General features: G+C 60.6%; 25 protein-coding genes. 14 read left to right on the plus strand and 11 right to left on the minus strand.

Features of this window, described 5'->3' with window-relative positions; all coding sequences use genetic code 11:
* Positions 1 to 106: 106 nt before the first annotated feature.
* A complete protein-coding gene (locus tag EV281_RS00555; protein ID WP_132651967.1) occupies positions 107 to 856 on the plus strand; it encodes a GH25 family lysozyme in 750 nt (249 codons plus the stop codon).
* Positions 857 to 866: 10 nt separating this feature from the next.
* Here EV281_RS00555 and EV281_RS00560 read toward each other — a convergent pair whose 3' ends face one another.
* The 4 genes from EV281_RS00560 to radA all read right to left on the minus strand — a co-directional run bounded on the left by EV281_RS00560 (position 867) and on the right by radA (position 5,517).
* The gene (locus EV281_RS00560) at positions 867 to 1,607 is read right to left on the minus strand and encodes an SDR family NAD(P)-dependent oxidoreductase (protein WP_132651035.1); all 741 of its coding nucleotides are present in this window, start codon (positions 1,605 to 1,607) and stop codon (positions 867 to 869) included.
* Between the two features lie 77 nt (positions 1,608 to 1,684).
* Positions 1,685 to 3,175 (minus strand): amidophosphoribosyltransferase, encoded by a 1,491-nt coding sequence (gene purF, locus EV281_RS00565; protein WP_132651036.1) that lies wholly within the window; start codon positions 3,173 to 3,175, stop codon positions 1,685 to 1,687.
* Between the two features lie 231 nt (positions 3,176 to 3,406).
* Positions 3,407 to 4,027, minus strand: a complete 621-nt coding sequence (locus EV281_RS00570) for a CvpA family protein (RefSeq protein ID WP_132651037.1) — start codon at positions 4,025 to 4,027, stop codon at positions 3,407 to 3,409.
* Between the two features lie 89 nt (positions 4,028 to 4,116).
* A complete protein-coding gene (gene radA / locus EV281_RS00575; RefSeq protein WP_132651038.1) occupies positions 4,117 to 5,517 on the minus strand; it encodes a DNA repair protein RadA in 1,401 nt (466 codons plus the stop codon).
* Positions 5,518 to 5,660: 143 nt separating this feature from the next.
* Here radA and EV281_RS00580 point away from each other — a divergent pair, with 143 nt between their 5' ends.
* On the plus strand, positions 5,661 to 6,296 hold the full coding sequence (locus tag EV281_RS00580; protein ID WP_132651039.1) for a LysE family translocator: 636 nt from the start codon (positions 5,661 to 5,663) through the stop codon (positions 6,294 to 6,296).
* Between the two features lie 2 nt (positions 6,297 to 6,298).
* Here EV281_RS00580 and alr read toward each other — a convergent pair whose 3' ends face one another.
* Positions 6,299 to 7,465 carry an alanine racemase gene (gene alr / locus EV281_RS00585; RefSeq protein ID WP_132651040.1) on the minus strand — a complete coding sequence of 389 codons (1,167 nt, stop codon included), beginning with the start codon at positions 7,463 to 7,465 and terminating at the stop codon, positions 6,299 to 6,301.
* 189 nt (positions 7,466 to 7,654) lie between these two features.
* Between alr and EV281_RS00590 the strand changes: the two genes are divergently transcribed.
* The 3 genes from EV281_RS00590 to EV281_RS00600 all read left to right on the plus strand — a co-directional run bounded on the left by EV281_RS00590 (position 7,655) and on the right by EV281_RS00600 (position 9,563).
* A complete protein-coding gene (locus EV281_RS00590; RefSeq protein ID WP_132651968.1) occupies positions 7,655 to 8,476 on the plus strand; it encodes an AraC family transcriptional regulator in 822 nt (273 codons plus the stop codon).
* 68 nt (positions 8,477 to 8,544) lie between these two features.
* Complete coding sequence (locus EV281_RS00595; protein ID WP_132651041.1) at positions 8,545 to 9,264, plus strand: AzlC family ABC transporter permease; 720 nt, start codon at positions 8,545 to 8,547, stop codon at positions 9,262 to 9,264.
* Complete coding sequence (locus tag EV281_RS00600; RefSeq protein ID WP_132651042.1) at positions 9,261 to 9,563, plus strand: AzlD family protein; 303 nt, start codon at positions 9,261 to 9,263, stop codon at positions 9,561 to 9,563. Before EV281_RS00595 ends, EV281_RS00600 begins: the two co-directional genes overlap by 4 nt.
* 26 nt (positions 9,564 to 9,589) lie before the next feature.
* Here EV281_RS00600 and EV281_RS00605 read toward each other — a convergent pair whose 3' ends face one another.
* Positions 9,590 to 11,086 (minus strand): replicative DNA helicase, encoded by a 1,497-nt coding sequence (locus EV281_RS00605; protein ID WP_132651969.1) that lies wholly within the window; start codon positions 11,084 to 11,086, stop codon positions 9,590 to 9,592.
* Between the two features lie 450 nt (positions 11,087 to 11,536).
* Here EV281_RS00605 and EV281_RS00610 point away from each other — a divergent pair, with 450 nt between their 5' ends.
* Entirely contained in the window at positions 11,537 to 13,213 is a 1,677-nt protein-coding gene (locus EV281_RS00610; RefSeq protein ID WP_132651970.1) for an MFS transporter, read from the plus strand.
* 15 nt (positions 13,214 to 13,228) lie between these two features.
* Positions 13,229 to 14,293 (plus strand): HlyD family secretion protein, encoded by a 1,065-nt coding sequence (locus EV281_RS00615; protein WP_132651043.1) that lies wholly within the window; start codon positions 13,229 to 13,231, stop codon positions 14,291 to 14,293.
* A gap of 59 nt (positions 14,294 to 14,352) precedes the next feature.
* Here the strand turns inward: EV281_RS00615 and rplI are convergent, their stop codons facing one another.
* The 5 genes from rplI to EV281_RS00640 all read right to left on the minus strand — a co-directional run bounded on the left by rplI (position 14,353) and on the right by EV281_RS00640 (position 18,173).
* The gene (gene rplI / locus EV281_RS00620; protein ID WP_132651044.1) at positions 14,353 to 14,931 is read right to left on the minus strand and encodes a 50S ribosomal protein L9; all 579 of its coding nucleotides are present in this window, start codon (positions 14,929 to 14,931) and stop codon (positions 14,353 to 14,355) included.
* Between the two features lie 21 nt (positions 14,932 to 14,952).
* Positions 14,953 to 15,933 carry a DUF2232 domain-containing protein gene (locus EV281_RS00625; protein WP_132651045.1) on the minus strand — a complete coding sequence of 327 codons (981 nt, stop codon included), beginning with the start codon at positions 15,931 to 15,933 and terminating at the stop codon, positions 14,953 to 14,955.
* Between the two features lie 146 nt (positions 15,934 to 16,079).
* Complete coding sequence (gene rpsR, locus EV281_RS00630; RefSeq protein ID WP_007531286.1) at positions 16,080 to 16,328, minus strand: 30S ribosomal protein S18; 249 nt, start codon at positions 16,326 to 16,328, stop codon at positions 16,080 to 16,082.
* Positions 16,329 to 16,340: 12 nt separating this feature from the next.
* Positions 16,341 to 16,799 (minus strand): 30S ribosomal protein S6, encoded by a 459-nt coding sequence (rpsF, locus tag EV281_RS00635; protein ID WP_132651046.1) that lies wholly within the window; start codon positions 16,797 to 16,799, stop codon positions 16,341 to 16,343.
* Between the two features lie 330 nt (positions 16,800 to 17,129).
* The gene (locus EV281_RS00640) at positions 17,130 to 18,173 is read right to left on the minus strand and encodes an aldo/keto reductase (RefSeq protein WP_132651047.1); all 1,044 of its coding nucleotides are present in this window, start codon (positions 18,171 to 18,173) and stop codon (positions 17,130 to 17,132) included.
* 208 nt (positions 18,174 to 18,381) lie between these two features.
* Between EV281_RS00640 and fabD the strand changes: the two genes are divergently transcribed.
* The 7 genes from fabD (at position 18,382) to gmk (ending at position 24,888) form a co-directional block, all read left to right on the plus strand.
* The gene (gene fabD, locus EV281_RS00650; protein ID WP_132651048.1) at positions 18,382 to 19,326 is read left to right on the plus strand and encodes an ACP S-malonyltransferase; all 945 of its coding nucleotides are present in this window, start codon (positions 18,382 to 18,384) and stop codon (positions 19,324 to 19,326) included.
* Between the two features lie 29 nt (positions 19,327 to 19,355).
* On the plus strand, positions 19,356 to 20,093 hold the full coding sequence (fabG, locus tag EV281_RS00655; RefSeq protein WP_132651049.1) for a 3-oxoacyl-[acyl-carrier-protein] reductase: 738 nt from the start codon (positions 19,356 to 19,358) through the stop codon (positions 20,091 to 20,093).
* 285 nt (positions 20,094 to 20,378) lie between these two features.
* The gene (locus EV281_RS00660) at positions 20,379 to 20,615 is read left to right on the plus strand and encodes an acyl carrier protein (protein ID WP_003547058.1); all 237 of its coding nucleotides are present in this window, start codon (positions 20,379 to 20,381) and stop codon (positions 20,613 to 20,615) included.
* Between the two features lie 93 nt (positions 20,616 to 20,708).
* Positions 20,709 to 21,971, plus strand: coding sequence for a beta-ketoacyl-ACP synthase II (gene fabF, locus EV281_RS00665; protein WP_132651050.1), 1,263 nt, complete (start codon positions 20,709 to 20,711; stop codon positions 21,969 to 21,971).
* A 117-nt stretch (positions 21,972 to 22,088) separates the two neighbouring features.
* Positions 22,089 to 23,318, plus strand: coding sequence for an endolytic transglycosylase MltG (gene mltG / locus EV281_RS00670; protein ID WP_132651051.1), 1,230 nt, complete (start codon positions 22,089 to 22,091; stop codon positions 23,316 to 23,318).
* A gap of 16 nt (positions 23,319 to 23,334) precedes the next feature.
* A complete protein-coding gene (locus EV281_RS00675) occupies positions 23,335 to 24,222 on the plus strand; it encodes a YicC/YloC family endoribonuclease (protein WP_132651052.1) in 888 nt (295 codons plus the stop codon).
* Between the two features lie 3 nt (positions 24,223 to 24,225).
* On the plus strand, positions 24,226 to 24,888 hold the full coding sequence (gene gmk / locus EV281_RS00680) for a guanylate kinase (protein ID WP_132651053.1): 663 nt from the start codon (positions 24,226 to 24,228) through the stop codon (positions 24,886 to 24,888).
* Positions 24,889 to 24,903: the final 15 nt, after the last annotated feature.

Below are 24,903 nucleotides of genomic sequence, written 5' to 3' on the forward strand. Positions count from 1 at the left end.
ACCGATGTCAGGCGAAAATATGGTGCAGGCTCTGAAGCTTCCGCCATTCTCGCGGCGCAAATCGTCTTTAACCAGCGGACGCTGCTATAAATTATTGGGGGAACGAGTGGGAAGATTGGTCCGGTGGGCGATCGGAGCGACTACAATTCTAATAGTCGCATCCGCTGCATATTTCGCATACGATTTTGGAATGCTTCGCTTCAACAATCCGTCACTGACCCGTTATCCGATCCAAGGCATCGATGTCAGTCATCACCAGGGTGCCGTTGATTGGAAGACCGTGGCTGCGCAGCTGAACGTGCGTTTCGCGATCATAAAGGCGACCGAAGGCGGCGATCACCGGGATTCCCGGTTCGCCGAGAACTGGCAGCGCGCGGGAGATGCGGGGCTGGTGAGAGGCGCCTATCACTTTTTCACCTTCTGCCGCCCGGGAAGAGATCAGGCGCAGAATGTCCTGGCAACTGTGCCGAAAACGCCGGACGCCTTGCCCATCGCCATCGACCTGGAATTTGTCGGCAATTGCGACAAAGTACCAACGCTCGAGGAAATGGCGATGGAAGTGAACGCCTTCGTCACCGAGCTGAAGAGTGGCTTTCCCGAAAAGCCGATTTTTTACGTCACGCAGGAATTTTTCGATCAATATCTGAAAGGTAATGAAACGCGCTTTCCCGATCATTACCTCTGGCTTCGAAGTGTATTCAAGGAGCCTGCGCAGGAAAGCTGCGGTCGCTGGTCGATCTGGCAATTTGCCGACAATGGTACGGTGGACGGCATTAAGGGGGCCGTGGACCTTAATGCACTGTGCCCATCGGAAACGGGCTTTGCACATCTCTTCCCGGCCGTTGCTACGAACTGAGGACTCAGCCTCATCTTGGCAGCTGGTAATCGGCCAGCTTGTTCTCACGCACGATGAACAGCTTGCCGGTTTCGGTCACACCTGGCCCAAGTAGCGGCAGGATCGCTTTCGCCACTTCGGAGGGATGCGGCAGGCTCATCGGATCTTCGCCGGGGACGGCCTGTGCGCGCATGGCGGTGCGCGTGGCGCCCGGATCGACGCTGGTGATGCGCAGCGGCGTCGTTTGAGTCTCACCGGCCCAGGTGCGCGCCAGAGCCTCGACGGCGGCCTTGGACGCGGAATAGGCGCTCCAGAAGGGACGGCACTTGTGGGCGGCACCCGACGACATGATGACGGCGCGGCCGGCATCGGCGCGGGTCAGCAGCGGATCGACCGAGCGGATCAGCCGCCAGGTGGCGTTCACGTTGATGTTCATCACCTTCTCGAAGACCTTTGCCTCGATATGGCCGATCGGCGAGATGACGCCGAGCACGCCGGCATTGGCAACAAGAATGTCGAGCTTGCCCCAACGCTCGAAGATCGAGCCGCCGAGGCGGTCGATCGCTTCCATATCGGCGAGATCGAAGGGGACGAGGGTTGCGGAACCGCCCACGGCCTTGATGGCATCGTCGAGCTCTTCCAGGCCGCCGACGGTGCGGGCGCAGGCAATCACATGCGCGCCGGCCTTGGCGAGTTCGAGGGCCGTGAAATAGCCGATGCCGCGCGATGCGCCTGTGACCAGCGCGATCTTGCCTTCGAGATTGATATTCATCTGCCCGATCCCGGATGTGCTTGAAAAGATAAGGGGCGCAATAAGCGCCCCCGATAGGAAAGTCAAAGCTGAACGGCTCAGCCGTTGCTGGCAAGCATGGAAATCTTGTTGCCCATGGACTCGCCATTCTTGTCGAGCAGGCGGGTCGGATAGTCGCCGGTGAAATAGTGGTCGGTGAACTGCGGACGAGCCGGGTTGCGGTCTTCGCCGCCGACGGCGCGGTAAAGGCCGTTGGTCGACAGGAAAGCCAGCGAATCCGCGCCGATATACTTCGCCATGGCTTCGACGTCGGCATACTGGTTTGCGAGCAGCTTGTCGGCATCCGGCGTGTCGATACCGTAGAAATCCGGGAAGAAGATCATCGGGCTGGCAACGCGGATATGCACTTCTTTCGCACCGGCCTCGCGGATCATCTGCACGATCTTCAGCGAAGTGGTGCCGCGCACGATGGAATCGTCGACTAGCACGACGCGCTTGCCTTCGATCATAGCCCGATTGGCGGAATGCTTCAGCTTCACGCCGAAGGCGCGGATCTGCTGCGTCGGTTCGATAAAGGTCCGGCCGACATAGTGGTTGCGGATGATGCCATATTCGAATGGAATGCCGCTTGCCTGCGCATAACCGAGGGCAGCGGGCGTGCCGCCATCCGGAACAGGCACGATGACGTCGGCATCGACAGGCGATTCCTTGGCGAGGTTCATGCCCATGTTCTTGCGCGTCGTATAGACGTTGCGGCCGCCGACGACCGAGTCCGGACGGGCGAAATAGACATATTCGAACAGGCAAAGCCGCTCCGGCTGCTGCTTGCTGGGCTTGCGCGCATCGATGCTGATCGAGCCGTCAGGCTGAATTTCGCAGATGATGACTTCGCCGTTTTCGACGTCGCGGACGAACTTGGCGCCGATAATGTCAAGCGCGCAGGTTTCCGAGCAGAAGATCGGCTTGCCGTCGAGTTCGCCCATGACGAGCGGGCGGATGCCGGTGGGGTCGCGCGCGGCAATCAGCTTGGTGCGTGTCATGGCGAGCATCGAATAGCCGCCTTCCATCTGGCGGATGGCATCGATGAAGCGATCGGCGGTGGACGTGTGGCGGGAGCGGGCGATGAGGTGGAGGACGACTTCGGTATCGGATGTCGACTGACAGATGGCGCCGGTCGCGATGATCTGGCGGCGCAGCGTCAGGCCATTGGTGAAATTGCCGTTATGGGCAATGGCGATGCCACCTTCCTCCAGCTCGGCAAACAGCGGCTGCACGTTGCGCATCGCCACTTCGCCCGTCGTGGAATAGCGCGTGTGGCCCATCGAAATGCTGCCGGGCAGGCGCGCCAGCGTCATCGGGTTTGTATAGTGGTCGCCGACGAGGCCCATATGGCGTTCCTGATGGAAGCGCTTGCCGTCGAACGAGACGATACCGGCCGCTTCCTGGCCGCGATGCTGCAGGGCGTGCAGACCGAGCGCGGTGAGTGCGGCGGCATCGGGATGTCCCAGGATTCCGAAAACGCCGCATTCTTCATGCAGCGTATCTCCGTCCAGCGGATCGTCGGTCGGGAAGGAATGGGACTGGTTCATTTCTGCGGGCCTCTGCTCTCACAAGAATGGATCGGCATTTCCAAAAGCATGATAGCGGAAATCTCTGAGCTTTCCGATAGTCTCACGCTGAACGGCACCTGTCTCAAAATCCGCTCACCGGCTCTGAAACGGCTGAGGCCCGGCAAAGCGAAATGCCCGGCCGGACCTTTGGTCTTACGTCCCGCTCAAATGGCAATTGCCAGGCCGCGGGTCAAGCTAGTGAACACTGCGTCAATTCGATGGCTGCTGTGCGCCATTGTTAGGCGCGGGTGCTGCATCTTCCGCCGGCGCCTGATCGTTAGCCGGTGCATTTTCATCCGTCTGTTTCGCGCCGCCAAGCTTCTCGGTGATGCTCTTCTGGATCATCTGGGCAAATTCATCCGGCAGGACCGCCTGCAGGCGAACGACGAGGGAATCCAGGAACGGTTTCGATTTTGCATTGTTGACCCAGGCCGGGCGGTGATCGGCATCGACCAGCCAGTTCCAGAAGGCCACGGCGACGACGAGCAGAAGTATGCCGCGCGCCGCACCGAAGAGGAAGCCCAAAGTGCGATCGAGCGCGCCGATGCGGCTGTCGATGATGAAATCGGCGATCTTCATTGTGATGAAGGAGATGACGATCAGCGCGATGAGGAAGACGACGGCGGCCGAACCAACGATCGCGATGCGGTCATCATCCGTATATCGCTTCGCATAAGGCACGAGATAGGGGTAGAGATAGTAAGCGGCGGCGGCTGAACCGCCCCAGCTCGCGATCGAAAGAACTTCGCGCGAGAAGCCGCGGACCATTGCCAAAACGGCGGAGAAGAGCACAACGCCGATGACAATACCGTCGAAAATCGTAATGGGCATGTAAATTCCACTCCAGACTGCCGCCTTGCAGGCCGCGTCGCGCCTTGTTTGGCTGATCCTATAGCATCCCCGCTATTGGTGATGAAGGATCAAACGTCTTCTTCCACACGCTGCAGCGCCCCTTTCGACCCGGCAATACGCGCGACCAAATCCGGCAGGCTCTCGATCTCGCTCCAGCGACCGCTGCCCCTTGGCAGTTCGGCGGAGCCGGATGGTAGAAGAGCCGCCGAAAACCCCAGCTTTTCGGCTTCTTTAAGGCGCTGGGCGGTTTGCGCAACCGGCCGGACGGCGCCCGACAGACTGACTTCGCCGAAATAGACGCAATCGGCCGGAAGGGCAATACCGGCAAGCGATGAAACGAGGGCCGACGCGACGGCAAGATCGGCCGCCGGTTCCGAGATGCGGAAGCCGCCGGCTATGTTGAGATAGACATCGTGCTGGCCGAGCCGGACGCCGCAATGGGCCTCCAGAACCGCAAGGATCATCGAAAGGCGCGCGGAGTCCCAGCCGACGACGGCGCGCCGCGGCGTACCGAGCGAGGTTGGCGCGACCAGCGCCTGGACTTCGACGAGCACGGGGCGCGTGCCCTCCATACCGGCGAAGACGGCCGCACCCGGCGATTTCTCGTTGCGCTCGCCGAGGAAGAGTTCGGAAGGGTTGGCGACTTCGCGCAGGCCTTTGTCCGACATTTCGAAGACGCCGATCTCGTCGGTCGGTCCGAAGCGATTCTTGACGGTGCGCAGGATGCGGTAGTGATGGCCGCGATCGCCCTCGAAATAGAGCACGGCATCGACCATATGCTCGACCACACGCGGGCCGGCGATCTGGCCGTCCTTGGTTACATGGCCGACGAGCACCATGGCCGCACCCGTCTGCTTGGCGAAGCGGATCATCGACTGCACGCCGGTGCGTACCTGTGTCACTGTGCCGGGCGCGGATTCTGCAAGCTCGCTCCAGAGCGTCTGGATGGAGTCGATAATAACGAGGTCGGGGCGCTTGCCTTCCGCGAGCGTTGCGAGAATGTCCTCGACATTGGTTTCGGCGGCGAGCAGCACGTCGGTATCGGCCGCTGCCAGGCGCTGGGCGCGCAACCGCACCTGTGCCACGGCCTCTTCGCCCGAGACATAGATGATCCGGTGTCCGCGTCGCGACAATGCAGCGGCCGCCTGCATGAGCAACGTCGACTTGCCGATGCCGGGATCGCCGCCGACAAGCACCGCCGAGCCGCGCACGAAGCCGCCGCCGGTCACACGATCGAGTTCGGAAATGCCGGTATGGATGCGAGGCGCTTCCTCGATCTCGCCTGACAGAGCTGTCAACGCGACAGGTCGGCCCTTCTTCGGCGTTTTCGCAGGGCCGCCACCGATGCCGCCCATCGGGTCTTCTTCGACGATGGTGTTCCATTCGCCGCAATTATCGCATTTGCCGGCCCAGCGGTTATGCACCGCGCCGCAGCTCTGGCAGATGAATTGTGTTCTGGCCTTGGCCATCGATGACTGCTTTCAGGTAGGGGCGCTCAAGCGCCCGAATCGGATTTCTGCCCTAGATAATGGCTTCCGGCACTGATCAAAACTAATGATTTTCCCATCAGCGGCCGGGCTGGCAATATCAGCGGGCTTTCAAGGATTAGGCCATGCTCGATTATTCGCTCGCTCACTGGATCGGTTTCCTTACGGCAGCGGTTCTTCTGAATCTGTCGCCCGGTCCCGACATGGCTTTCATTCTCGGCCACACGATCAAGAGCGGCACGCGGGCCGGTTTCTCGGCCGTCTTCGGTATCTGGACCGGCGCCTGCATGCACGTGCTTCTCGCCGCCTTCGGCCTGTCGGCAATCCTTGCTGCCTCGGCGATCGCCTTTTCCGCCGTCAAATGGATAGGCGCGATCTATCTTGTCTGGCTTGGCATCCAGGCGCTGCGCTCGAAAGGCGAGGGTGGTTTTGTTCGTGCGGCAGGCGAGACGCTCGGGTGGCGGCGGATCTATCGGCAAGGTGTGCTCGTCTCGCTGCTTAACCCGAAAGTGGCGATCTTCTTCCTCGCCTTCCTGCCGCAATTCGTCGTCGAGGGCGCCGGCCCGGCATGGTTGCAGCTCGCCGTCCACGGCGGCCTCATCATCGTCGTAGCTTTCTTCATCGAGCCGCCGCTGATCCTGGCGGGAGGGCGGCTCGCCAATCTCTTCAAGCGAAATGTCAAGATCGGCCTGTGGCTCGATCGCGGTCTCGGCGCATTGTTCGTGACGCTCGGCGTTCGCCTCGCGCTCACCACGCGCTGAGACTATTCCTCATCCATCTCGTACTTGCGCTCATGGCGCAGGCCGATGCTCGTCAGCATCTCGTAGCCGATCGTGCCCGCAGCCTTGGCCGCATCGTCGACGAGGATGTTCTTGCCGAAGAGTTCGATATAGTCGCCGGCGCGCACCGCACCTTCCGGCAGGTCGGTCACATCGAAGATCGTCTGGTCCATGGTGATGCGGCCCGCGACCGGCACCTTATGGCCGGCAATAAAGCCCTGTCCGCCCTGCGGCACGGCCTGGCGTAGCGGCACCCCGCCGCTCGACTGGCTGCGCATATAACCATCGGCGTAACCGGCTGAAACGATCGCCAGCCGGCTGTCGCGGCGAAGCTGCAGCGCCCGCCCATAACTCACGGTTTCGCCGGCTTTGACCGTACGGATCTGGATAATCCGCGCCTCCGCCGTCGCCACCGGGCGCATTGGGTTCACCATGCCGTTGACGGCCTGTCCGCCATAGATCGCGATGCCCGGCCGAGTGAGATCGAAGTGATAATCCTCGCCAAGGAAGATGCCGCCGGACGCAGCCAGGCTTGAATCGATACCTTCATAGGCGGCGCTAACCCCGCGGAATGATTCAAGCTGCTGCCTGTTCATGTCAGAGGAGTGATCGTCGCCGCAGGCCAGATGGCTCATGACGAGCACGGGCGCGAAACTCGCCGGCCGCGACACGTCGTTGGCGAGCGCGATCGCCTCGTCCACCGTCAGGCCGAGCCGATTGAAGCCGGTATCGACATGCAACGCGCAAGGATAGTCGCCATAATCGGCCAGCACCGCCATCCAGAAGGCAAGCTGTTCTTCCGAGGCGATGACCGGCACCAGATCGTTTTCGAAGAAGCGCCGCTCCGTGCCGGGCCAGATGCCAGCCAGCACGAAGATGCGCGCCTCGGGCGCAAACATGCGCAGCGTCACGCCCTCATCGACGGTCGCCACGAAGAAATCCCGCGCGCCGGCGAGATAGAGCGCTTCGCCGGCATCCTCGATCCCCGTCCCATAGGCATCTGCCTTGACGACGGCGCCCGTGCGCGCTTTCCCGGAACGTCGCGCCATATCCCGCCAATTGTCGGTCAGCGCCGTCAGGTCGACAGTCAGCCGCAGGCCGGCGGAGGCGAAAAGGTCGTCGTCTTCGAAGGGGAGGGAAAAATCTGTCATGAATCGCCGCGCTGAAAGGGAAAGGAAAATGCTGCCAATACTCTAGAGAGCATTGTGGCAAAGAGAAAGCATGAGGGGCGACATACCAGCCTTTCCCCACATGCGATCACTTTTGTTCAAGACGTGAGGAAGCCACCGCGCTAATCTGGCGTGATGCAGAACGTATCCCAGAAAGAGGCGGCAGACGCCATGCCGCTTGCCAAGGTGGAATCGGCCCGCTTCTGGCGGGATCGCCGTTTCCGCGACATGGAGTGCCTGAGCGCCAGCTTCCTGACGCACGAATATGCGCCGCATGCTCATGACACGTTCAGCATCGGCGCGATCGAGAGCGGCAGCCAGATCGCCACGCTCCGCGGCAGGCGGGAGGAAACCGGGCCTGGCGACCTCTATCTGATCGATCCGGGCGTCGTTCACGACGGCGCTCCCGGCGGCGAAGGCTATCGCTATCGGATGATCTACCCGGATACGAAGCTCTTCATCGATGTTCTGGAAGATGTTAGTGGCAAGGCTTTCAATGCGACACCTTCCTTTGCCGGCGCGCTGCCCCGCGATCCGCAGCTTGCCAGAGCCTTCCATGCAGCCCACCGCACACTCGAAAGCGGCGCGGGCGCGCTGGAATCGGATGAGAACATGTTTTCGGTGCTGGCAGCGATCTTCGCCCGTTACGGCAGCACGATCGTTGTGCCGGTCGATACGAAGGAACGCAGCGCCGTTGCCCGCGCTCGCGATTATCTTATCGAAAATTTCGACAGCGACGTAAATCTCGAGGAACTGGCTGGGGTGGCGGGGCTAAGCCGTGCTCACCTGATCCGCGCCTTCCGCAGGGAATATCACATCACCCCGCATGCCTTCCTGACGGACCGGCGCATCCTCGTCGCCCGACGGCTGCTGAGGGAAGGCCGTATGCCGGCTGATGTCGCCGTGGAATGCGGTTTTGCCGATCAGGCGCATTTTACCCGCCACTTCAAATCGCGCACCGGCGTTACCCCCGGCCAGTTCCGCGTCGGTTGATCACTTTCGTTCAATACACACGTTAAGAGCCTCGGTTACCTCTCCGCCATATTGATGTGGAGGTTGCCATGTTGCAGCGAAGCCGGCCGGCCGGCGAATCCTTTGCCGGTGAATTTCTTTTGGGGATGCGCACCATCTTTCCGCTGATCGTCGCCGTCTGGCCGATCGGTCTCGTCTTCGGTGCGGTTGCGGCCACCAAGGGCCTTTCTCCGCTGGAAACAGCGCTGATGAGCGCGCTCGTCTTTGCCGGCGGCTCGCAATTCGTGGCGATGGATATCTGGACCCATCCCGCAAGCTGGATCGGTGTCGGCTTCGCGGCCCTGCTCGTCAATATCCGCCATGTGCTGATGAGCGCCTCGATCGGTACGAAGATGCAGTCCTTCTCCGGGGTCAAACGCTACGCCGCCATGCTGTTTCTTGCCGATGAGCTGTGGGCCATGGCGGAATTCCGCGCTGGCAGCACGCGGCTGACACCCGCCTGGTATGCCGGCATCGTCACGCCTTTCTACCTCACCTGGGTCGGCTCGTCGCTGACAGGGGCGCTGCTTGGCGCCTTCCTCGGCGATCCCGCCGTCATCGGCCTCGACTTCGCGTTTCCCGCCGTTTTCGTCGTGTTGCTCATGGGTTTCTGGAAGGGGCCGCAAACCGGTGCTGTGCTCGCAGCAAGCGCAGTCGCATCCGTTGCCGTCCACCATCTTGTGCCGGGGGTCTGGTATATCGCGGCCGGCGCGCTGGCCGGGTTGGCGACCGCTCTCTGGCAGGGCAGGGCGAGGGAGCAGGCGGCATGACGCTCGATCTCAACACCCTGATCGCCATCCTTGCGATGGCTGTTGCCACGGTCTTCACCCGCGTCAGTGGTCTCGTGCTGATCCGTCACGTCGAGATCGATGAGCGCCGTAAGACGGCGATCGAAGCCATTCCGCCGGCCGTGCTGATGGCCGTCATTGCCCCGACCGCCTTTGCGACCGGCTGGGCGGAGACGCTAGCCTGTGTCGCAACGGCAATCGCCGCGCGCCGTCTGCCGATGCTCGTCAGTGTCGTCATTGGCGTAGCGACAGTGGCTTTGCTGCGGGCTGCAGGCTTGTAAGGGAGGATTGACGCGGAAAACCCGCGTCAATGTTCCTCATATTGCGAGAAGGATGGATCGGCGAGATCGGCAAAGCGCGTGAATTCCGACTGGAAGGCGAGCTTTACCGTACCCGTCGGTCCGTGACGCTGCTTGGCGATGATGACGTCCGCCGTGCCCTTCACCTTGTCGAACAGCGCTTCCCATTCCGGATATTTCGGATCGTGGATATCGCGCGGCTCCATATTCTTCACGTAATATTCCTCGCGGAACACGAAGAGCACGACGTCGGCGTCCTGCTCGATCGAACCGGATTCACGAAGATCGGAAAGCTGCGGGCGCTTATCTTCGCGGCTTTCGACCGCACGCGAAAGCTGCGACAGCGCGATAATCGGCACGTTCAGTTCCTTGCCGAGCGCCTTTAGGCCTGTGGTAATCTGGGTGATTTCCTGAACGCGGTTATCGCTGGATTTACCGGAGCCGGTCATGAGCTGGACGTAGTCGACGACAAGCACGTCGAGACCGCGCTGGCGCTTGAGGCGGCGCGCGCGCGCCGAAAGCTGGGCGATCGAGATGCCACCCGTCTGGTCGATGTAGAGCGGCACCTTCTGCATCATCATTGAGCAGGCGACGAGCTTTTCAAAATCGGCGTCGTTGATGTCGCCGCGGCGGATCTTCGAGGAGGAAACTTCCGTCTGCTCGGAGATGATACGCGTGGCGAGCTGTTCGGATGACATTTCGAGCGAGTAAAAGCCGACGACGCCGCCGTTCTTCGCCTTCATGCTGCCATCGGGCTGCACCTCGCCCTCGTAGGCGGCGGCAATGTTATAGGCTATGTTGGTGGCAAGCGAGGTCTTGCCCATACCCGGGCGTCCTGCGAGCACGATCAAGTCCGATCGCTGCAATCCGCCCATCTTCGCGTCGAGTGAGTGGATGCCCGTGGAAATGCCCGATAGGCCGCCGTCACGCTCTTTGGCGACGGCTGCCATGTCGATGGCGAGCGCCACGGCATCGTTGAACGACTGGAAGCCGCCATCGTAACGGCCGTTTTCGGCAAGCTCGAACAGGCGGCGTTCGGTATCTTCGATCTGCGCCTGCGGCGGCATGTCGAGCGGCGCGTCATAGGCGATATTGACGACATCCTCGCCGATGGTGATGAGCGCGCGGCGGATCGCCAGATCGTAGATCGCCCGGCCATAGTCCTCGGCATTGATGATCGTCACCGCTCCTGTGACGAGGCTTGCAAGATATTGCGAAACGGTGATGTCGCCAACCTTCTCGTCAGCCGGCAGGAAGGTCTTGACGGTGACGGGGTTGGCGATCTTGCCCATGCGGATGATGTCGCCGGCGACCTCGAAGATCTTCCGGTGCAGCGGCTCGTAGAGATGAGTGGGCTTGAGGAAGTCCGAGACGCGATAATAGGCGTCGTTGTTCATCAGGATGGCGCCGAGTAGCGCCTGTTCGGCCTCGATGTTGTTCGGCGCTTCGCGATAGTGCTGCTCTGCAGGAGCAACGGCGGCAATCTTTCGTGCGGCTTCGTTCATCGTCATCCGTACTGTCTTTTATCCAAAACCGGGATTTGCAGGGCAGCCCAGATAAAATCAAGTGTCCTGCAGCAACAGCTTTCAGGCGTTCGTCAAATCGGCTGCCCTGTGCACATTGTTCGACTTCTCCACAGTCACACTTTGGCAAGTACAAAAATACCGGGGGTGTTACCTGCAGAGCACGGCCGAAAACGACTCACTTCCATCGGCCTTGTCCGGCAGTTTAGGCCAGTTGCAGGAGACATGCATCCGGGCAGAGACCGTCGGCACTTGCAAACATTGGAAAACAATAAATGGCGAGGTCGTGGTAGGCGAGACGCACGGCATGGCAATGAAGGTGTGGGCGCAGGTCATTTCGCTATTCCCGAAAACGATCCAGAGACTAATTTAGACCTGACATGAGCCATGCATACCGACCTGCAGGGCATTGGAGAGTTTGAGATCCTGCCGATGAGCCTAGCCGAGAACGCTAACGACAATGTGGCGCTAAGGCCCGCTGGGGAGCCGGACACGCAACAGACATCTTCGTCGCCTCCAGCGGGGGGCGTGCTGATGCCCATCTGGAAAAGGCCACTCTATATGGCGGCGTCGCTCCTGCTCTTTCTGACGCAGGGCCTTGGCATGAACCTGCTGACAGCCAACATCAATCAGCTGCAGGGCTCGTTTTCCGCAACGACAGCTGAAATCTCGTGGCTCTCGGCGGCGTACATGGCACCCTATGCCAGCATGTCGATTGCGCTCTTCAAGATCCGCAGCCAATACGGCCTCCGCCGTTTCGCGGAACTCAGCATTATCTGCTTTGTCGTCGCGGCCGCGCTCAATCTTTTCATCACCGACCTGCACTCCGCGATCGTCGTGCGCACTCTGAGCGGCATGGCCGCCGCACCGCTTTCGTCGCTTGGCTTCCTATACATGCTGGAGCCATTTCCGCCGGAAGAGAAGCGCTCGTTGGGGCTCAGCCTTGCCCTGATGTGCACGCTGTTTGCCGCACCGGTCGCGCGAATCATCTCGCCCTCGCTGCTCCAGTTCGGCGGTTATGAGGCACTCTATACGTTCGAGATGGGGCTCGCTCTTATAGCCTTTCCGGTGATCTATCTGCTGCCGCTGACGCCGCCGCCGCGGGCCACGGTCATTCAGCGGCAGGACATATTGAGCTATCTTCTGCTGGCTGTCGGTTTTGGCTGTCTCGCCGTCGTGCTGACGCTCGGCCGGCTCTATTGGTGGTTCGAGGCGCCATGGATCGGTGTGCTGCTGGCAGTATCGGTAGGGGCGCTTGCGCTCATGCTTGCCTTGGAGTTGCCGCGCGCCAATCCTCTGATCGATTTCCGCTGGCTGTTCTCCGGCGCTAACATGCGGATGGCAGGTGTCCTGCTGCTCTTCCGCTTCGTCTCCTCCGAGCAGTCGTCGACCGCCGCCAATTTCTATCAGCAACTGGGGCTTCTGAACGATCAGACCGTGACGCTTTATGCGATCATCCTTCTCGCCTCTCTGGCAGGTGGTCTTTTCTGCGCATTTTTGATGACTACCCGCTATGTCGAGACCGCTCACGTGCTGGCGCTCGCCCTTATCGCAGGCGGCGCCTTTCTGGATAGTCAGTCGACGAGTCTCACCCGGCCGCCTCAGATGTATCTAAGCCAGGCAATGGTCGCCGCAGGCGCAGCGATGTTCCTGCCGCCTGTCATGGCGAACGGCTTTAAGGCGGCGACCGCCCGCGGCATTCAATATATCGTCAATTTCCTCGTGATCTTCATTTTCACGCAGAGCATCGGCTCGCTCTTCGCCTCCGCGATGCTTGGCACCTTTGTAACGATCCGGGAAAAATTCCACTCGAGCATTCTCGTCGAGCATGTTCTGCTGCAGGACCCGATCGTGGCGCAGCGCATCTCTCAGATGAGCGGTGCATATGGCAAGGTGCTCGGCGACAAGACGCTGCTCAATGCGGAAGCGCTGACCTTGCTGGCCCAGCAGGTCAGTCGCGAGGCGTATATTCTCGCCTACAACGATACTTTCCTTGTGATAGGCTACTCGTCCGTCTTCGGTCTGATCATCATTCTTCTGCATCAGGCATGGCGCCGTCTGCCTTGGTCAGGGAGAGGCGAGCCCGATGCAATTCCCGCTCAATCGTGATGTCGAGGGCCTGGCATGTTGAAATACGTTCGATCCCCCTCGACTATCATCGCAGTGCTTGCCGGCATTGCCGGCGTCCTCCTCGTTCTCTACGCATGGCGCCTGCCGCCGTTCGTCACCTCGGTAGAGACGACGGACAATGCATATGTTCGAGGTTATGTCACGATCATAAGCCCACAGGTTAGCGGCTATGTCGTCGATGTGCCGGTGAAGGACTATCAGCAGGTCAAGCAGGGCGATACGCTCGCCCAGATCGACGACCGCATCTACCTCCAGAAGTTTGCCCAGGCGCGTGCCGCGCTCGATGGGCAGAAGGCGTCGCTGGAGAACTCCCGCCAATCCGAACTCGCGGCGAAGGCGAGCATCGCCTCTAGCCAGGCGCAGGTCGATAGCGCAAATGCAGCGCTGACGCGGGCGCAGCAGGCTTGGGATCGCGTCAACAATCTGAGCAACCGCGGCATTGCATCGCAGAGTGAAACGGAGGCTGCGCAGGCGACGCTCGATCAGGCTAAGGCCGCCGTGAACCAGGCAAAGGCTGCGCTGGAGGTTTCTAACCAGAATTTAGCGACGATCATCGTCAATCGCTCGCTGCTGGAGGCGAATGTCGCGAGCGCCGAAGCTGTCGTAAAGCTCGCGGAAATCGACCTGCAGAACACGAAGATCGTAGCGCCGCGCGATGGTCATCTCGGTGAAGTCGGGGTTCGGCTCGGGCAATATGTGGCCGCCGGAACGCAGCTCATGGCAGTCGTGCCCGAAGATGTGTGGGTCGTCGCGAATTTCAAGGAAACCCAGCTGTACGGCATGCAGGTGGGGCAGCCCGTGACCATCACAGTCGATGCGCTCGGCAGGCAGCAATTGCGCGGGTACATCGAGGGCTTCTCCCCCGCCGCGGGATCGGAATTCGCAGTTATCAAGGCCGATAATGCGACCGGCAACTTCGTGAAGATCGCCCAGCGCGTCGGCGTGCGCATCCGCTTCGACCCAGACCAGCCGGCGGTCAAGGATCTCGGCCCAGGGCTCTCGGTCGTTGTCGATGTCGACAAGAGCGCTGCGCCGAGACAGAACACGGCAGCCAAATAAGCAGAAAGCCCGGCGCGAGCCGGGCTTCAGTCCATGTCGAGAGGAACCTCTCGAAAAAATCATGCTTCCTCTTCGTCGAGGCCTTCGGCTTCCGGATCGAAGAAGTCTTCCGGACGCAGGGCATCTTCGTCAACGCCGTAGATGGCATCGACCGAGGTGAGCTCTTCGCCCTTGGCCTGACGTTCGGCTTCTTCGGTGGAGCGGGCAACGTTCAGCTCGATGTTGATTTCAACTTCGGCATGAAGCTGCAGCTCGACCTTGTGCAGGCCGATCGCCTTGATCGGCGTGTTGAGGTGAACCTGGTTGCGGGAGATGTTGAAGCCTTCTGCGGCGAGAACGTCGACGACGTCACGGGCAGCGACGGAGCCGTAGAGCTGGCCGGTTTCGCCAGCGGAACGGACGACGATGAAGGACTTGCCGTTAAGAACATCGGCAACCTTCTGGGCTTCGGACTTGCGCTCCAGGTTACGGGCTTCGAGCGTTGCGCGCTCGGCTTCGAAACGGGCCTTGTTGGCAGCGTTGGCGCGCAGTGCCTTGCCGAGCGGCAGGAGGTAATTGCGAGCAAAGCCATCGCGAACCTTTACGGTTTCGCCCATCTGGCCGAGCTTGGAGATGCGTTCGAGAAGAATGACGTCCATGGTATTTTTCCTTTCTTGTTCTCAGATTTCGGTATCGGTTTGTTTGGGGGCATCGGCATCCTTGGTCGGGGTCAGGGCGATCGCCTTGCGGGTATCGGCTAGACCGAGCACGAGGATGAAAAGTGCTGGCAGCATCATGGTGGATGCCAGGTAGCAGAGGATGAGGGCCGGCAAGCGCCAGTCCTTGCCGCGCGTGCGGAAATGCAGGGCGGCGAAGCCGGACATCAGGAAGCCGGCGCCGAAGGCTCCGACCACCGTGGCGCCGATCATCGCCGGAACGCCGCCCATGAACGTGGCGGCAAGACCGGCGAGGAAGATGAAGATCGAATTGCGGTTCATGCGCAGCGACGAGGGAATGTCCTCGCGCGGACGCAGGCCCCGGCCAGACGCCGCAACGATGCGTGTGGCGATATAATAGGCGGCAAAGAGCATGACGACCCAGATGCCACCCTGCAGCGCAGGCAACATCAGAACGACCAGCGACTTCGTCTGTGCGGTCGCGGCCGGGTCCGGAATGAAATCCGGTTGCTGCTCTTGCAGCGAACTCATCAGTGCATCGACCATCCGGTCGGTGATCTCAGGCCCGTAACCGATCATGATGCCGGTCACGATGACGGCGATCGTCACAAGGCCGCAGAGATGCAGCAGGATATCGGAAAGCGGATACCAGGCGAGCAGATTGTCCGGGCCGCCGAGTTCGGAAGCCGGCCGCGCGAGGTTCGCAAGATGGCTGAGCCATCCTGCCGGCAGCAGCGTCACCAGCGTCATGACCAGTGCGAAGGAGGGGGAGATGGCGATCGCGCCAACCGCGGCGGCGGTGATGACGGCCGAAATGGCAGCAATATTGCCCCAGCCAAGGCCGACAAGCAGAATCGGAAGCGCAGAAGCGGCGTAAAGCACGGCACTGAACGACGGCTGCATGCTCGCGCCAAGCACCAGCAAGGCGGCGGTCACTCCGGCGAGTGCGCCGGTCGCAAGCGTTTTCAGGTTCAATCGTGTCACTTCGCTGTCCTGCTTCACAAAGCAGTTAGAGGATTTCCCCGGGCAAGTGCGGGAGATGCCTCAACATGGGTTTTAAAGTTCCGATCCGCGCCCATCGCGGAAGGGAGGAAGCCCCGGATCCGAAGATCCGAGGCTTCGGTATCAAATTAGGCTACGACGTACGGCAGCAGGCCGAGGAAGCGTGCACGCTTGATCGCCTGAGCGAGTTCGCGCTGCTTCTTCTGGGAAACGGCCGTGATGCGGGACGGGACGATCTTGCCGCGCTCGGAAATGTAGCGCTGCAGAAGACGGACGTCCTTATAGTCGATGCGCGGAGCATTTGCGCCGGAGAACGGGCAGGTCTTGCGACGACGGTGGAACGGACGGCGGACCGGAGCGGAGGAAGATTCAGACATTCTTATTTCTCCTTATGCACGGTCTTCGCGGGGAGCGCGATCCGGACGCGGAGCGCGCTGGAAATCGCCATCACGACGCGGCGGACGGTCGCCGAATTCGCGGCGCGGGCCACGATCGCCGCCTTCACGCGGGCCGCGGTCGTCACGATCGCGCTTCTGCATCATGGCAGACGGGCCATCTTCGTGCTTTTCAACAGCGATGGTCATGTAGCGAAGAACGTCTTCGCTGATGCGCATCTGGCGTTCCATTTCCTGGATCGCAGCCGCCGGTGCATCAATGTCCATCAGGGCGTAGTGAGCCTTGCGGTTCTTCTTGATGCGGTAGGTGAGGGACTTGAGGCCCCAGTTTTCAATGCGCCCGACCTTGCCACCGTTAGCTTCGATCACGCCCTTGTACTGTTCTACGAGGGCATCGACCTGCTGGGTGGAAATATCCTGTCGGGCAAGGAATACATGTTCATAAAGAGCCATGACAGCTTTGCCTTTCTTGCGTTGATCAGAACCCGGCATTCGGCGGCTAAGCCTCAACGACTGCTCCTGAGAGGCGATAAGCGCCAAGCAAGAAAAGCGTTTCCGAGACGGTCGAGAGCGGAGACACGGGAGGCTGGAACGCTTCCGTTCCGAACGGTTCGCAAGAAGCAAACCGGCCCTCCGTTCAGCCACCAGCCAGAAGACCGGGTTAACGAACAGGCGCGCTTATACGGATTTTTCCGCGAAAGGCAAGCGCATATGGCAGAAAAGCCCGCCAATGCGCTTACGAGTTGAAGACGCCGGTGGTGTAGCGCCTGTTCCCTCGAGCCCTCACATCGGCATCGGATAGAGCCGGTGAACCTTCTCGATGTCATCAAGCACATCGCTGCTGAGCTTCACATCGGCCGAGCCGATATCCGTCTTCAGCTGCGCCATCGACGTCGCGCCGATGATGACCGACGTCATGAAGCGGCGGGTCAGGCAGAAGGCAAGCGCCATCTGCGATGGATCGAGGCCATGGCGGGCGGCAATCTCCAGATAGGCCCTGGTCGGCGCTTCCTGCAGCGGCTGCAGGCGGCCGCCGAGGTCGCCGTTGATCGAAGCGCGCGTGCCTTCGGGCTTCTCGCCGTTGATGTATTTCCCGCTCAGGATGCCGGCAGCGAGCGGCGAATAGGCGAGCAGACCTACGTCTTCATGATGCGAGAGCTCCGCCATGTCGAGATCGAAGTGACGGTAGAGAAGATTGTATTCGTTCTGCACGCTCGCGACGCGCGGCAGGTTCAACTGCTCGGAAAGCGTCACATATTTCTGTGTGCCCCAGGTCGTTTCGTTCGACAGGCCGAAGGCGCGGACTTTGCCTTCCTTTACCAGCGCACCCACCGTCTCCAGAATTTCGGTCATATTGGCGATGGCTTTGGCGCGATCTTGTTTGAAAGGATCGTAGTGCCAGTTCTGGCGGAAATGGAAATGACCGCGGTTCGGCCAGTGGATCTGGTAGAGGTCGATATAGTCGGTCTTCAGCCGCTTGAGGCTGGCTTCGAGCGCAAGGCGGATGTTCTTGGCATCGGCGCCTTCGCCATTGCGGATATAGGAGCGGCCAGTGCCGGCAACCTTGGTGGCAAGTACGATGTCCTTGCGCTTGCCGGTCTTCTCAAACCAGCTGCCGATATATTCTTCCGTGCGCCCTTGCGTTTCGGCCGAAACCGGCGTCGTCGGGTAGAGCTCGGCAGTATCGAAGAAATTGATGCCCTCCTCGACGGCGTAGTCCATCTGCTCATGGGCTTCCGCCTCGCTGTTTTGCGTTCCCCAGGTCATGGTGCCAAGGCAAATTTCGGATACGGAAATGTCGGTGCGGCCTAGTTTATTGTATTTCATCGGGAACCTTGGACGTCAGCTAGGGAGGGAAGGGCTTGGGAAGGGCCGCGCAAATCTAGGCCGGATTTGATGAAGCGCAAGAGAAAAAACCTGGCTTTCCCGCTGCGGCGAAAGGCTTTGGAGAGAATCCGTCGCCACTTGACTCCGAAGGAAAGAACGTCAATTGGAGGCGAAATCGCCCAATAGGCACTATCGAGGGACCGAAAAAATGACCGTTGCTTTCACTTTTCCCGGCCAGGGCAGCCAGGCCGTCGGCATGGGCAAGGAGCTCGCCGAGAATTTTGCGGAAGCCCGCGCCGTTTTCGAAGAGGTCGATGAAGCGCTCGGTGAAAAGCTCTCCGATGTCATGTTCAATGGTCCTGAGGACAAGCTGACGCTGACGGCCAATGCCCAGCCGGCACTGATGGCCGTCTCCATGGCTGTCATCCGTGTTCTGGAAGCCAAGGGCCTCGATCTGAAGTCGAAGGTCGCCTGTGTCGCCGGCCATTCTCTCGGCGAATATTCGGCCCTTTGTGCGGCCGGCACTTTCTCCGTCGCCGATACCGCCCGCCTCCTGCGCATTCGCGGCAATGCCATGCAGGCTGCAGTTCCGGTCGGCGTCGGCGCCATGGCCGCCATCATCGGCCTTGAACATGCTGACGTGCAGGTCGTCTGCGAAGAAGCCGCAGCCATCGGCTCCTGCCAGATCGCCAATGACAATGGCGGCGGCCAGCTCGTCATTTCAGGCGAAAAGTCGGCCGTCGAAAAGGCCGCCGGCCTTGCGACCGACAAGGGCGCCAAGCGCGCTATCCTGCTGCCGGTTTCCGCTCCCTTCCATTCCAAGTTGATGGCGCCGGCCGCAGATGCCATGCGCGAAGCGCTCGCCGGCGTGAAGAAGGCGAACCCAGTCGTGCCACTCATCGCCAATGTCCGCGCCGCGCCTGTCACGGATGCCGAAGAGATTGCCAAGCTTCTCGTCGAGCAGGTCACCGGACAGGTCCGCTGGCGCGAAACGGTGGAATGGTTTGGCGCAAATGGCGTCACCACGCTTTATGAACTAGGTGCCGGCAAGGTGCTGACCGGCCTTGCACGCCGCATCGACAAGAATATCAATGGTGTCGCGGTCAATGGTCCGGCCGATATCGACGCCGCCATTGCCGCTCTCACGGCCTGATAGCTCTACTTTATATAAGGAACGTTCTCATGTTCGATCTTTCCGGCCGCAAGGCTCTCGTCACCGGCGCATCGGGCGGCATCGGCGAGGAAATCGCCCGCCTTCTCCACAAGCAGGGCGCCATAGTCGGCTTGCACGGTACCCGCGTCGAAAAGCTTGAAGCCCTGGCAAACGAGCTCGGCGAGCGCGTCAAGATCTTCCCGGCGAACTTGTCGGATCGCAACGAGGTCAAGGCTCTCGGCCAGAAGGCGGAAACCGATCTAGAAGGCGTCGATATCCTCGTCAACAATGCCGGCATCACCAGGGATGGCCTGTTCGTGCGCATGAGCGACGAGGACTGGGATGCTGTGCTCGAAGTGAACCTGACGGCAACCTTCCGCCTGACCCGCGAGCTTACCCACCCGATGATGCGCCGTCGCTACGGTCGGATCATCAACATCACCTCCGTTGTCGGCGTCACCGGCAATCCGGGTCAGGCCAATTACTGTGCCTCCAAGGCTGGTATGATCGGCTTCTCCAAATCGCTGGCACAGGAAATTGCCACCCGTAATGTGACGGTCAACTGCGTCGCTCCGGGCTTCATCGAAAGCGCCATGACCGGCAAGCTGAACGACAAGCAGAAAGAAGCGATCATGGGGGCGATTCCCATGAAGCGTATGGGCACCGGCGCCGAGATCGCGTCCGCCGTCCTCTACCTCGCCTCCGCCGAGGCTGCCTACATGACGGGCCAGACGCTGCACGTGAACGGCGGAATGGCCATGATCTGAAGCGATTAGCTGCCGCAGTCGCCGATTCCAGCCAATAGCGTGTTGACCAATCACGAACGGTTGATTTTCTGGCTTTGCGGCAGACTTAAAGCATGTTAAGCGGGCCATGACTGTGTGCAGTCGTCCCGTAAAAAGCAGACGGACCGGCGGGCTTTCGCAAGCCTGGGACTTCTCTAAAGCCGGGTAAACGAGTTTGCCGAGGATGTCTGACAACATCGCAGGCTGAAACAGGGTAGGGGTGTCAAAAAGACATTCCGATCAGGACATAAAGTCGAGGAAACCGACATGAGCGATATCGCAGAACGCGTAAAGAAAATTGTTATTGATCATCTTGGCGTCGATGCCGACAAGGTCGTCGAGAGCGCCAGCTTTATCGACGATCTGGGCGCAGACTCGCTCGACACGGTCGAACTGGTCATGGCCTTCGAAGAAGAATTCGGCGTTGAAATTCCCGACGATGCCGCTGACTCGATCCTGACGGTCGGCGACGCTGTGAAGTTCATTGAAAAGGCTCAGGCCTGATTCTGCGCATTCGAGAAAGGGCGGGCCAAGAGTCCGCCCTTTTCTTTTGAGCATGTTTCTCCATAAAACATAACAGACGGGGGAAAGCAGTCGATGAGAAGGGTCGTTATTACAGGTACCGGTATGGTATCGCCCTTGGGATGCGGAACAGAAGTTACGTGGTCCCGCCTGCTTGCGGGAGCAAACGGCGCCCGCCTCGTGACCGAATTCGAGGTCGACGATCTCCCCGCCAAGATTGCCTGCCGCATTCCCGTTGGCGATGGTTCTGATGGTACCTTCAATCCTGATGATTGGATGGAGCCGAAGGAGCAGCGCAAGGTAGACCCCTTCATCATCTACGGCATGGCTGCCGCCGACATGGCGCTCAAGGATGCCGACTGGCATCCCGAGACCGATGAGGACCAGATCGCCACCGGCGTGCTGATCGGCTCCGGCATCGGCGGCATCGAAGGCATTGTCGAGGCGGGCTACACGCTGCGCGACAAGGGCCCGCGCCGCATTTCCCCCTTCTTCATTCCTGGCCGACTGATCAACCTCGTCTCCGGCCAGGTCTCTATTCGCCACAAGCTGCGCGGCCCGAACCACTCGGTCGTCACCGCCTGCTCCACCGGTGCGCATGCCATTGGCGATGCTGCCCGTCTGATCGCGCTCGGCGATGCCGATGTCATGGTCGCCGGGGGGACGGAATCACCGGTCAGCCGCATTTCGCTCGCCGGCTTTGCCGCCTGCAAGGCGCTGTCGACGCAGCATAATGACGACCCGCAGAAGGCCTCACGCCCCTACGACAGGGATCGCGACGGCTTCGTCATGGGCGAGGGCGCTGGCATCGTGGTTCTCGAAGAGCTGGACCATGCGTTGGCGCGCGGCGCCAAGATCTATGCCGAAGTGGTTGGATACGGACTTTCCGGCGACGCCTACCACATTACCGCTCCCTCGGAAGACGGCGAAGGCGCATTCCGCTGCATGACCATGGCGCTGAAGCGCGCAGGTCTGACGCCTGCCGATGTCGACTACATCAACGCCCACGGTACGTCGACCATGGCCGATACGATCGAGCTGGGTGCCGTCGAGCGCCTCGTCGGCAATGCGGCGTCGAAGATTTCCATGTCGTCGACCAAATCGGCGACCGGCCACCTTTTGGGCGCTGCCGGCGCCATCGAGGCGATCTTCACGACCCTCGCAATCCGGGATAACGTCGCCCCTCCGACGCTCAATCTCGATAACCCTGAGCGGGAAACCGCAATCGATCTTGTTCCGCACAAGGCTCGTGAGAGAGAAATCAACGTGGCGCTATCCAACTCGTTCGGATTCGGCGGCACGAATGCATCGCTGGTGCTGCGCCGCTACGTGGCGTAACAGGCGGTTCACGAGCCCGGGCGAACGTCAAACGGCGTCATGAAGCGCGGCAGAACCTGTTTTTGCCGCATTACTTCGCGAAATAGCGAAGCGGGGCCTAGTTTTAGAGGATTGCCGGTGAGCGACACGACCAACCAGAGCAGCGATAACGGCCAGAACGGTCAGTCGGCGCAGAAGGGGCCGATCATCCCGAAGTCGCCGAACGAAGCCCTGCGTCCGGAGCGCGTTCCCGAGCCGCCGAAGCGCTCCAGGAATGCCCGCAGCCAGGTCGTCCTCTTTCTGAATTTCGTAATGACCATGGCGGTGATCGTCTGCATCGCCGGTCTCGTCGGCGTCTACTATGCCATCACGACCTATCAGAGCCCTGGGCCGCTGCAGACCAATACCAACTTCATCGTCCGCAATGGCGCAGGCCTTGCCGAAATCTCTTCGAACCTTGAGCGCAATCTCATCATTTCGGACGCCCGCGTCTTCCGCTATCTGACGGCGACGCATCTCAATGCCGGCGAAAGCCTCAAAGCCGGTGAATATGAGATCAAGGCGCATGCGTCCATGAGAGAGATCATGGAGCTCCTGAAATCCGGCAAGTCGATCCTCTATTCCGTCTCCTTCCCCGAAGGATTGACGGTACGGCAGATGTTCGATCGCATGCTGGACGATCCGGTTCTTGAAGGCGATCTGCCGGCCGCCCTGCCGCCGGAAGGCAGCCTGCGGCCTGATACCTACAAGTTCTCGCGCGGCACCAAACGTTCCGAGATCATCGATCAGATGGCCGCCGCCCAGCAGAAGCTCGTCGACCAGATCTGGGAACGGCGTGATCCTTCTCTGCTTCTGAAGAGCAAGGAAGAATTCGTGACGCTCGCCTCGATTGTGGAAAAGGAGACCGGCGTGCCGGATGAGCGCGCTCATGTCGCTTCTGTCTTCCTGAACCGTCTCGGTAAAGGCATGCGCCTGCAGTCCGATCCCACCATCATCTACGGTCTCTTCGGTGGTGAGGGCAAACCCGCCGACCGGCCGATCTACCAGTCGGACCTGAAGAAAGAGACGCCCTTCAATACCTACGTCATCAAGGGCCTGCCGCCGACGCCGATCGCCAATCCCGGCAAGGATGCTCTTGAAGCCGTCGCCAATCCCTGGAAGACGCAGGACCTTTATTTCGTCGCCGACGGAACCGGCGGTCACGTCTTTGCTGCGACACTCGAAGAGCACAATGCCAACGTCAAGCGCTGGCGTAAGCTGGAAGCCGACAAGGGCGCCGATCCGGAGATAGCCGTCGACGGACAGCCGGAGGAGCAGCCTGTGGACAATACATCCGCGGTTCCGCCCAAGAAAAAGAAGATCAACTGATATCGGGAGGCCTTTGATGGCATTGCAGTCCATGACCGGGTTTGCGCGGCACGAGGGAACGAGCGGCCGCTGGCGCTGGGCATGGGAACTGCGTTCGGTCAACGGCAAGGGCCTCGATGTCAGACTTCGCCTGCCACCCGGCCTGGAGCGGCTCGAAACGGAGGTCCGCCGCATCGCCGGTGAGAATTTCAGCCGCGGCAATTTGCAGGCAACGCTGACGCTGACGTCAGGCGAAAGCCAACTTGAGGCCGTGCTCAATCAGGACGCCTTTTCTGCCGTTCTCGCGATGCGCGAGAAGCTGGAAGGCCTGATCGATCCGGCGCCGCTGAGGCTCGACACACTTCTGTCCATTCGTGGTCTCGTCGATTTCCGAGAGACGCAGGATAGCGAAGAGACGGTTGCCGCCCGCGATGCCGATATTCTGTCAGGACTGACGGCTGCTCTTGCCGGTCTCAAGATCATGCGGGAGCAGGAGGGCGCAGCACTTGCTCGCGTGCTGCTCGGTCATATCTTGACGATCGAAGGCCTGACAGGCGCGATCGAGGCCGATCCTTCGCGTTCTCCGCAGGAGATCGTGGCAAAACTGTCCGCACAGGTTGCCCTACTCATGGAAGGCACCGGCTCCCTCGATCGCGACCGGCTGCACGCCGAAGCCGCTCTGCTCGCCACCAAGGCTGACCTGCGTGAAGAGATCGACCGGCTGAAGGCTCATGCGGCCGCCGCGCGCGATCTCCTGGCGAAAGGTGGCCCAGTCGGCCGAAAGCTCGATTTCCTTGCACAGGAATTTAACCGAGAATCGAATACCATCTGCTCGAAATCGAACGCCTCGGCCGTCACCGCAGCCGGCATCGAGCTGAAGGTGGTGATCGATCAGTTCCGCGAGCAAGTCCAGAATTTGGAGTAGGACATGAGCCCGGCGAAAACATCGCCCATCCAGATCGCCCGCCGCGGTCTGATGCTGGTCATCTCGTCGCCCTCGGGCGCCGGCAAATCCACCATCGCGCGCACGCTGCTGGAAACCGACAAGCAGATCGGCCTTTCCGTCAGCGTCACGACCCGCCAGCGCCGGCCTAGCGAAGTGGAAGGCGTGCACTACCATTTCAAAACGGTGCGGGAATTCGAGCGGCTGCGCGATTCGGATTCCCTGCTGGAATCGGCGGAAGTTCATGGCAATTTCTACGGCACACCCCGCGAGCCTGTGGAGCAGGCGATGTCGGAAGGCCGCGACATGCTCTTCGATATCGACTGGCAAGGTGCTCAGCAGTTGCAGCAGAAGATGCAGGCCGACGTGGTTTCGATCTTCGTGCTGCCGCCGACCATGACAGAACTGCAGTCCCGCCTGCATCGCCGCGCCGAGGATTCCGAGGAGGTCATCCAGACGCGCCTTGCAAACTCGCGTGCCGAGATCGCGCATTGGCGCGAATATGACTATGTCATCATCAATGACGACCTGAACGCTGCCTTCGATGCGGTGCAATCGATCGTCAAGGCAGAACGCCTGCGGCGCGACCGCCGCCACGGCATGTTCGACTTCGTTCGTGAACTGCTCGAGGAGACGCCGGTTCTCTAAGGCATTCTAGCAAGA

Source organism: Rhizobium sp. BK418 (genome assembly GCF_004341105.1).
Taxonomy (GTDB): domain Bacteria; phylum Pseudomonadota; class Alphaproteobacteria; order Rhizobiales; family Rhizobiaceae; genus Rhizobium.

Excerpts from the sequence above, each read along its gene's own strand:
- EV281_RS00560 (WP_132651035.1), bottom strand. The coding sequence starts at position 1,607 with ATGAATATCAATCTCGAAGGCAAGATCGCGCTGGTCACAGGCGCATCG.
- purF (WP_132651036.1), bottom strand. The coding sequence starts at position 3,175 with ATGAACCAGTCCCATTCCTTCCCGACCGACGATCCGCTGGACGGAGAT.
- EV281_RS00570 (WP_132651037.1), bottom strand. The coding sequence starts at position 4,027 with ATGCCCATTACGATTTTCGACGGTATTGTCATCGGCGTTGTGCTCTTC.
- radA (WP_132651038.1), bottom strand. The coding sequence starts at position 5,517 with ATGGCCAAGGCCAGAACACAATTCATCTGCCAGAGCTGCGGCGCGGTG.
- EV281_RS00580 (WP_132651039.1), top strand. The coding sequence starts at position 5,661 with ATGCTCGATTATTCGCTCGCTCACTGGATCGGTTTCCTTACGGCAGCG.
- alr (WP_132651040.1), bottom strand. The coding sequence starts at position 7,465 with ATGACAGATTTTTCCCTCCCCTTCGAAGACGACGACCTTTTCGCCTCC.
- EV281_RS00590 (WP_132651968.1), top strand. The coding sequence starts at position 7,655 with ATGCCGCTTGCCAAGGTGGAATCGGCCCGCTTCTGGCGGGATCGCCGT.
- EV281_RS00595 (WP_132651041.1), top strand. The coding sequence starts at position 8,545 with ATGTTGCAGCGAAGCCGGCCGGCCGGCGAATCCTTTGCCGGTGAATTT.
- EV281_RS00600 (WP_132651042.1), top strand. The coding sequence starts at position 9,261 with ATGACGCTCGATCTCAACACCCTGATCGCCATCCTTGCGATGGCTGTT.
- EV281_RS00605 (WP_132651969.1), bottom strand. The coding sequence starts at position 11,086 with ATGAACGAAGCCGCACGAAAGATTGCCGCCGTTGCTCCTGCAGAGCAG.
- EV281_RS00610 (WP_132651970.1), top strand. The coding sequence starts at position 11,537 with ATGAGCCTAGCCGAGAACGCTAACGACAATGTGGCGCTAAGGCCCGCT.
- EV281_RS00615 (WP_132651043.1), top strand. The coding sequence starts at position 13,229 with ATGTTGAAATACGTTCGATCCCCCTCGACTATCATCGCAGTGCTTGCC.
- rplI (WP_132651044.1), bottom strand. The coding sequence starts at position 14,931 with ATGGACGTCATTCTTCTCGAACGCATCTCCAAGCTCGGCCAGATGGGC.
- rpsR (WP_007531286.1), bottom strand. The coding sequence starts at position 16,328 with ATGTCTGAATCTTCCTCCGCTCCGGTCCGCCGTCCGTTCCACCGTCGT.
- rpsF (WP_132651046.1), bottom strand. The coding sequence starts at position 16,799 with ATGGCTCTTTATGAACATGTATTCCTTGCCCGACAGGATATTTCCACC.
- EV281_RS00640 (WP_132651047.1), bottom strand. The coding sequence starts at position 18,173 with ATGAAATACAATAAACTAGGCCGCACCGACATTTCCGTATCCGAAATT.
- fabD (WP_132651048.1), top strand. The coding sequence starts at position 18,382 with ATGACCGTTGCTTTCACTTTTCCCGGCCAGGGCAGCCAGGCCGTCGGC.
- fabG (WP_132651049.1), top strand. The coding sequence starts at position 19,356 with ATGTTCGATCTTTCCGGCCGCAAGGCTCTCGTCACCGGCGCATCGGGC.
- EV281_RS00660 (WP_003547058.1), top strand. The coding sequence starts at position 20,379 with ATGAGCGATATCGCAGAACGCGTAAAGAAAATTGTTATTGATCATCTT.
- fabF (WP_132651050.1), top strand. The coding sequence starts at position 20,709 with ATGAGAAGGGTCGTTATTACAGGTACCGGTATGGTATCGCCCTTGGGA.
- EV281_RS00675 (WP_132651052.1), top strand. The coding sequence starts at position 23,335 with ATGGCATTGCAGTCCATGACCGGGTTTGCGCGGCACGAGGGAACGAGC.
- gmk (WP_132651053.1), top strand. The coding sequence starts at position 24,226 with ATGAGCCCGGCGAAAACATCGCCCATCCAGATCGCCCGCCGCGGTCTG.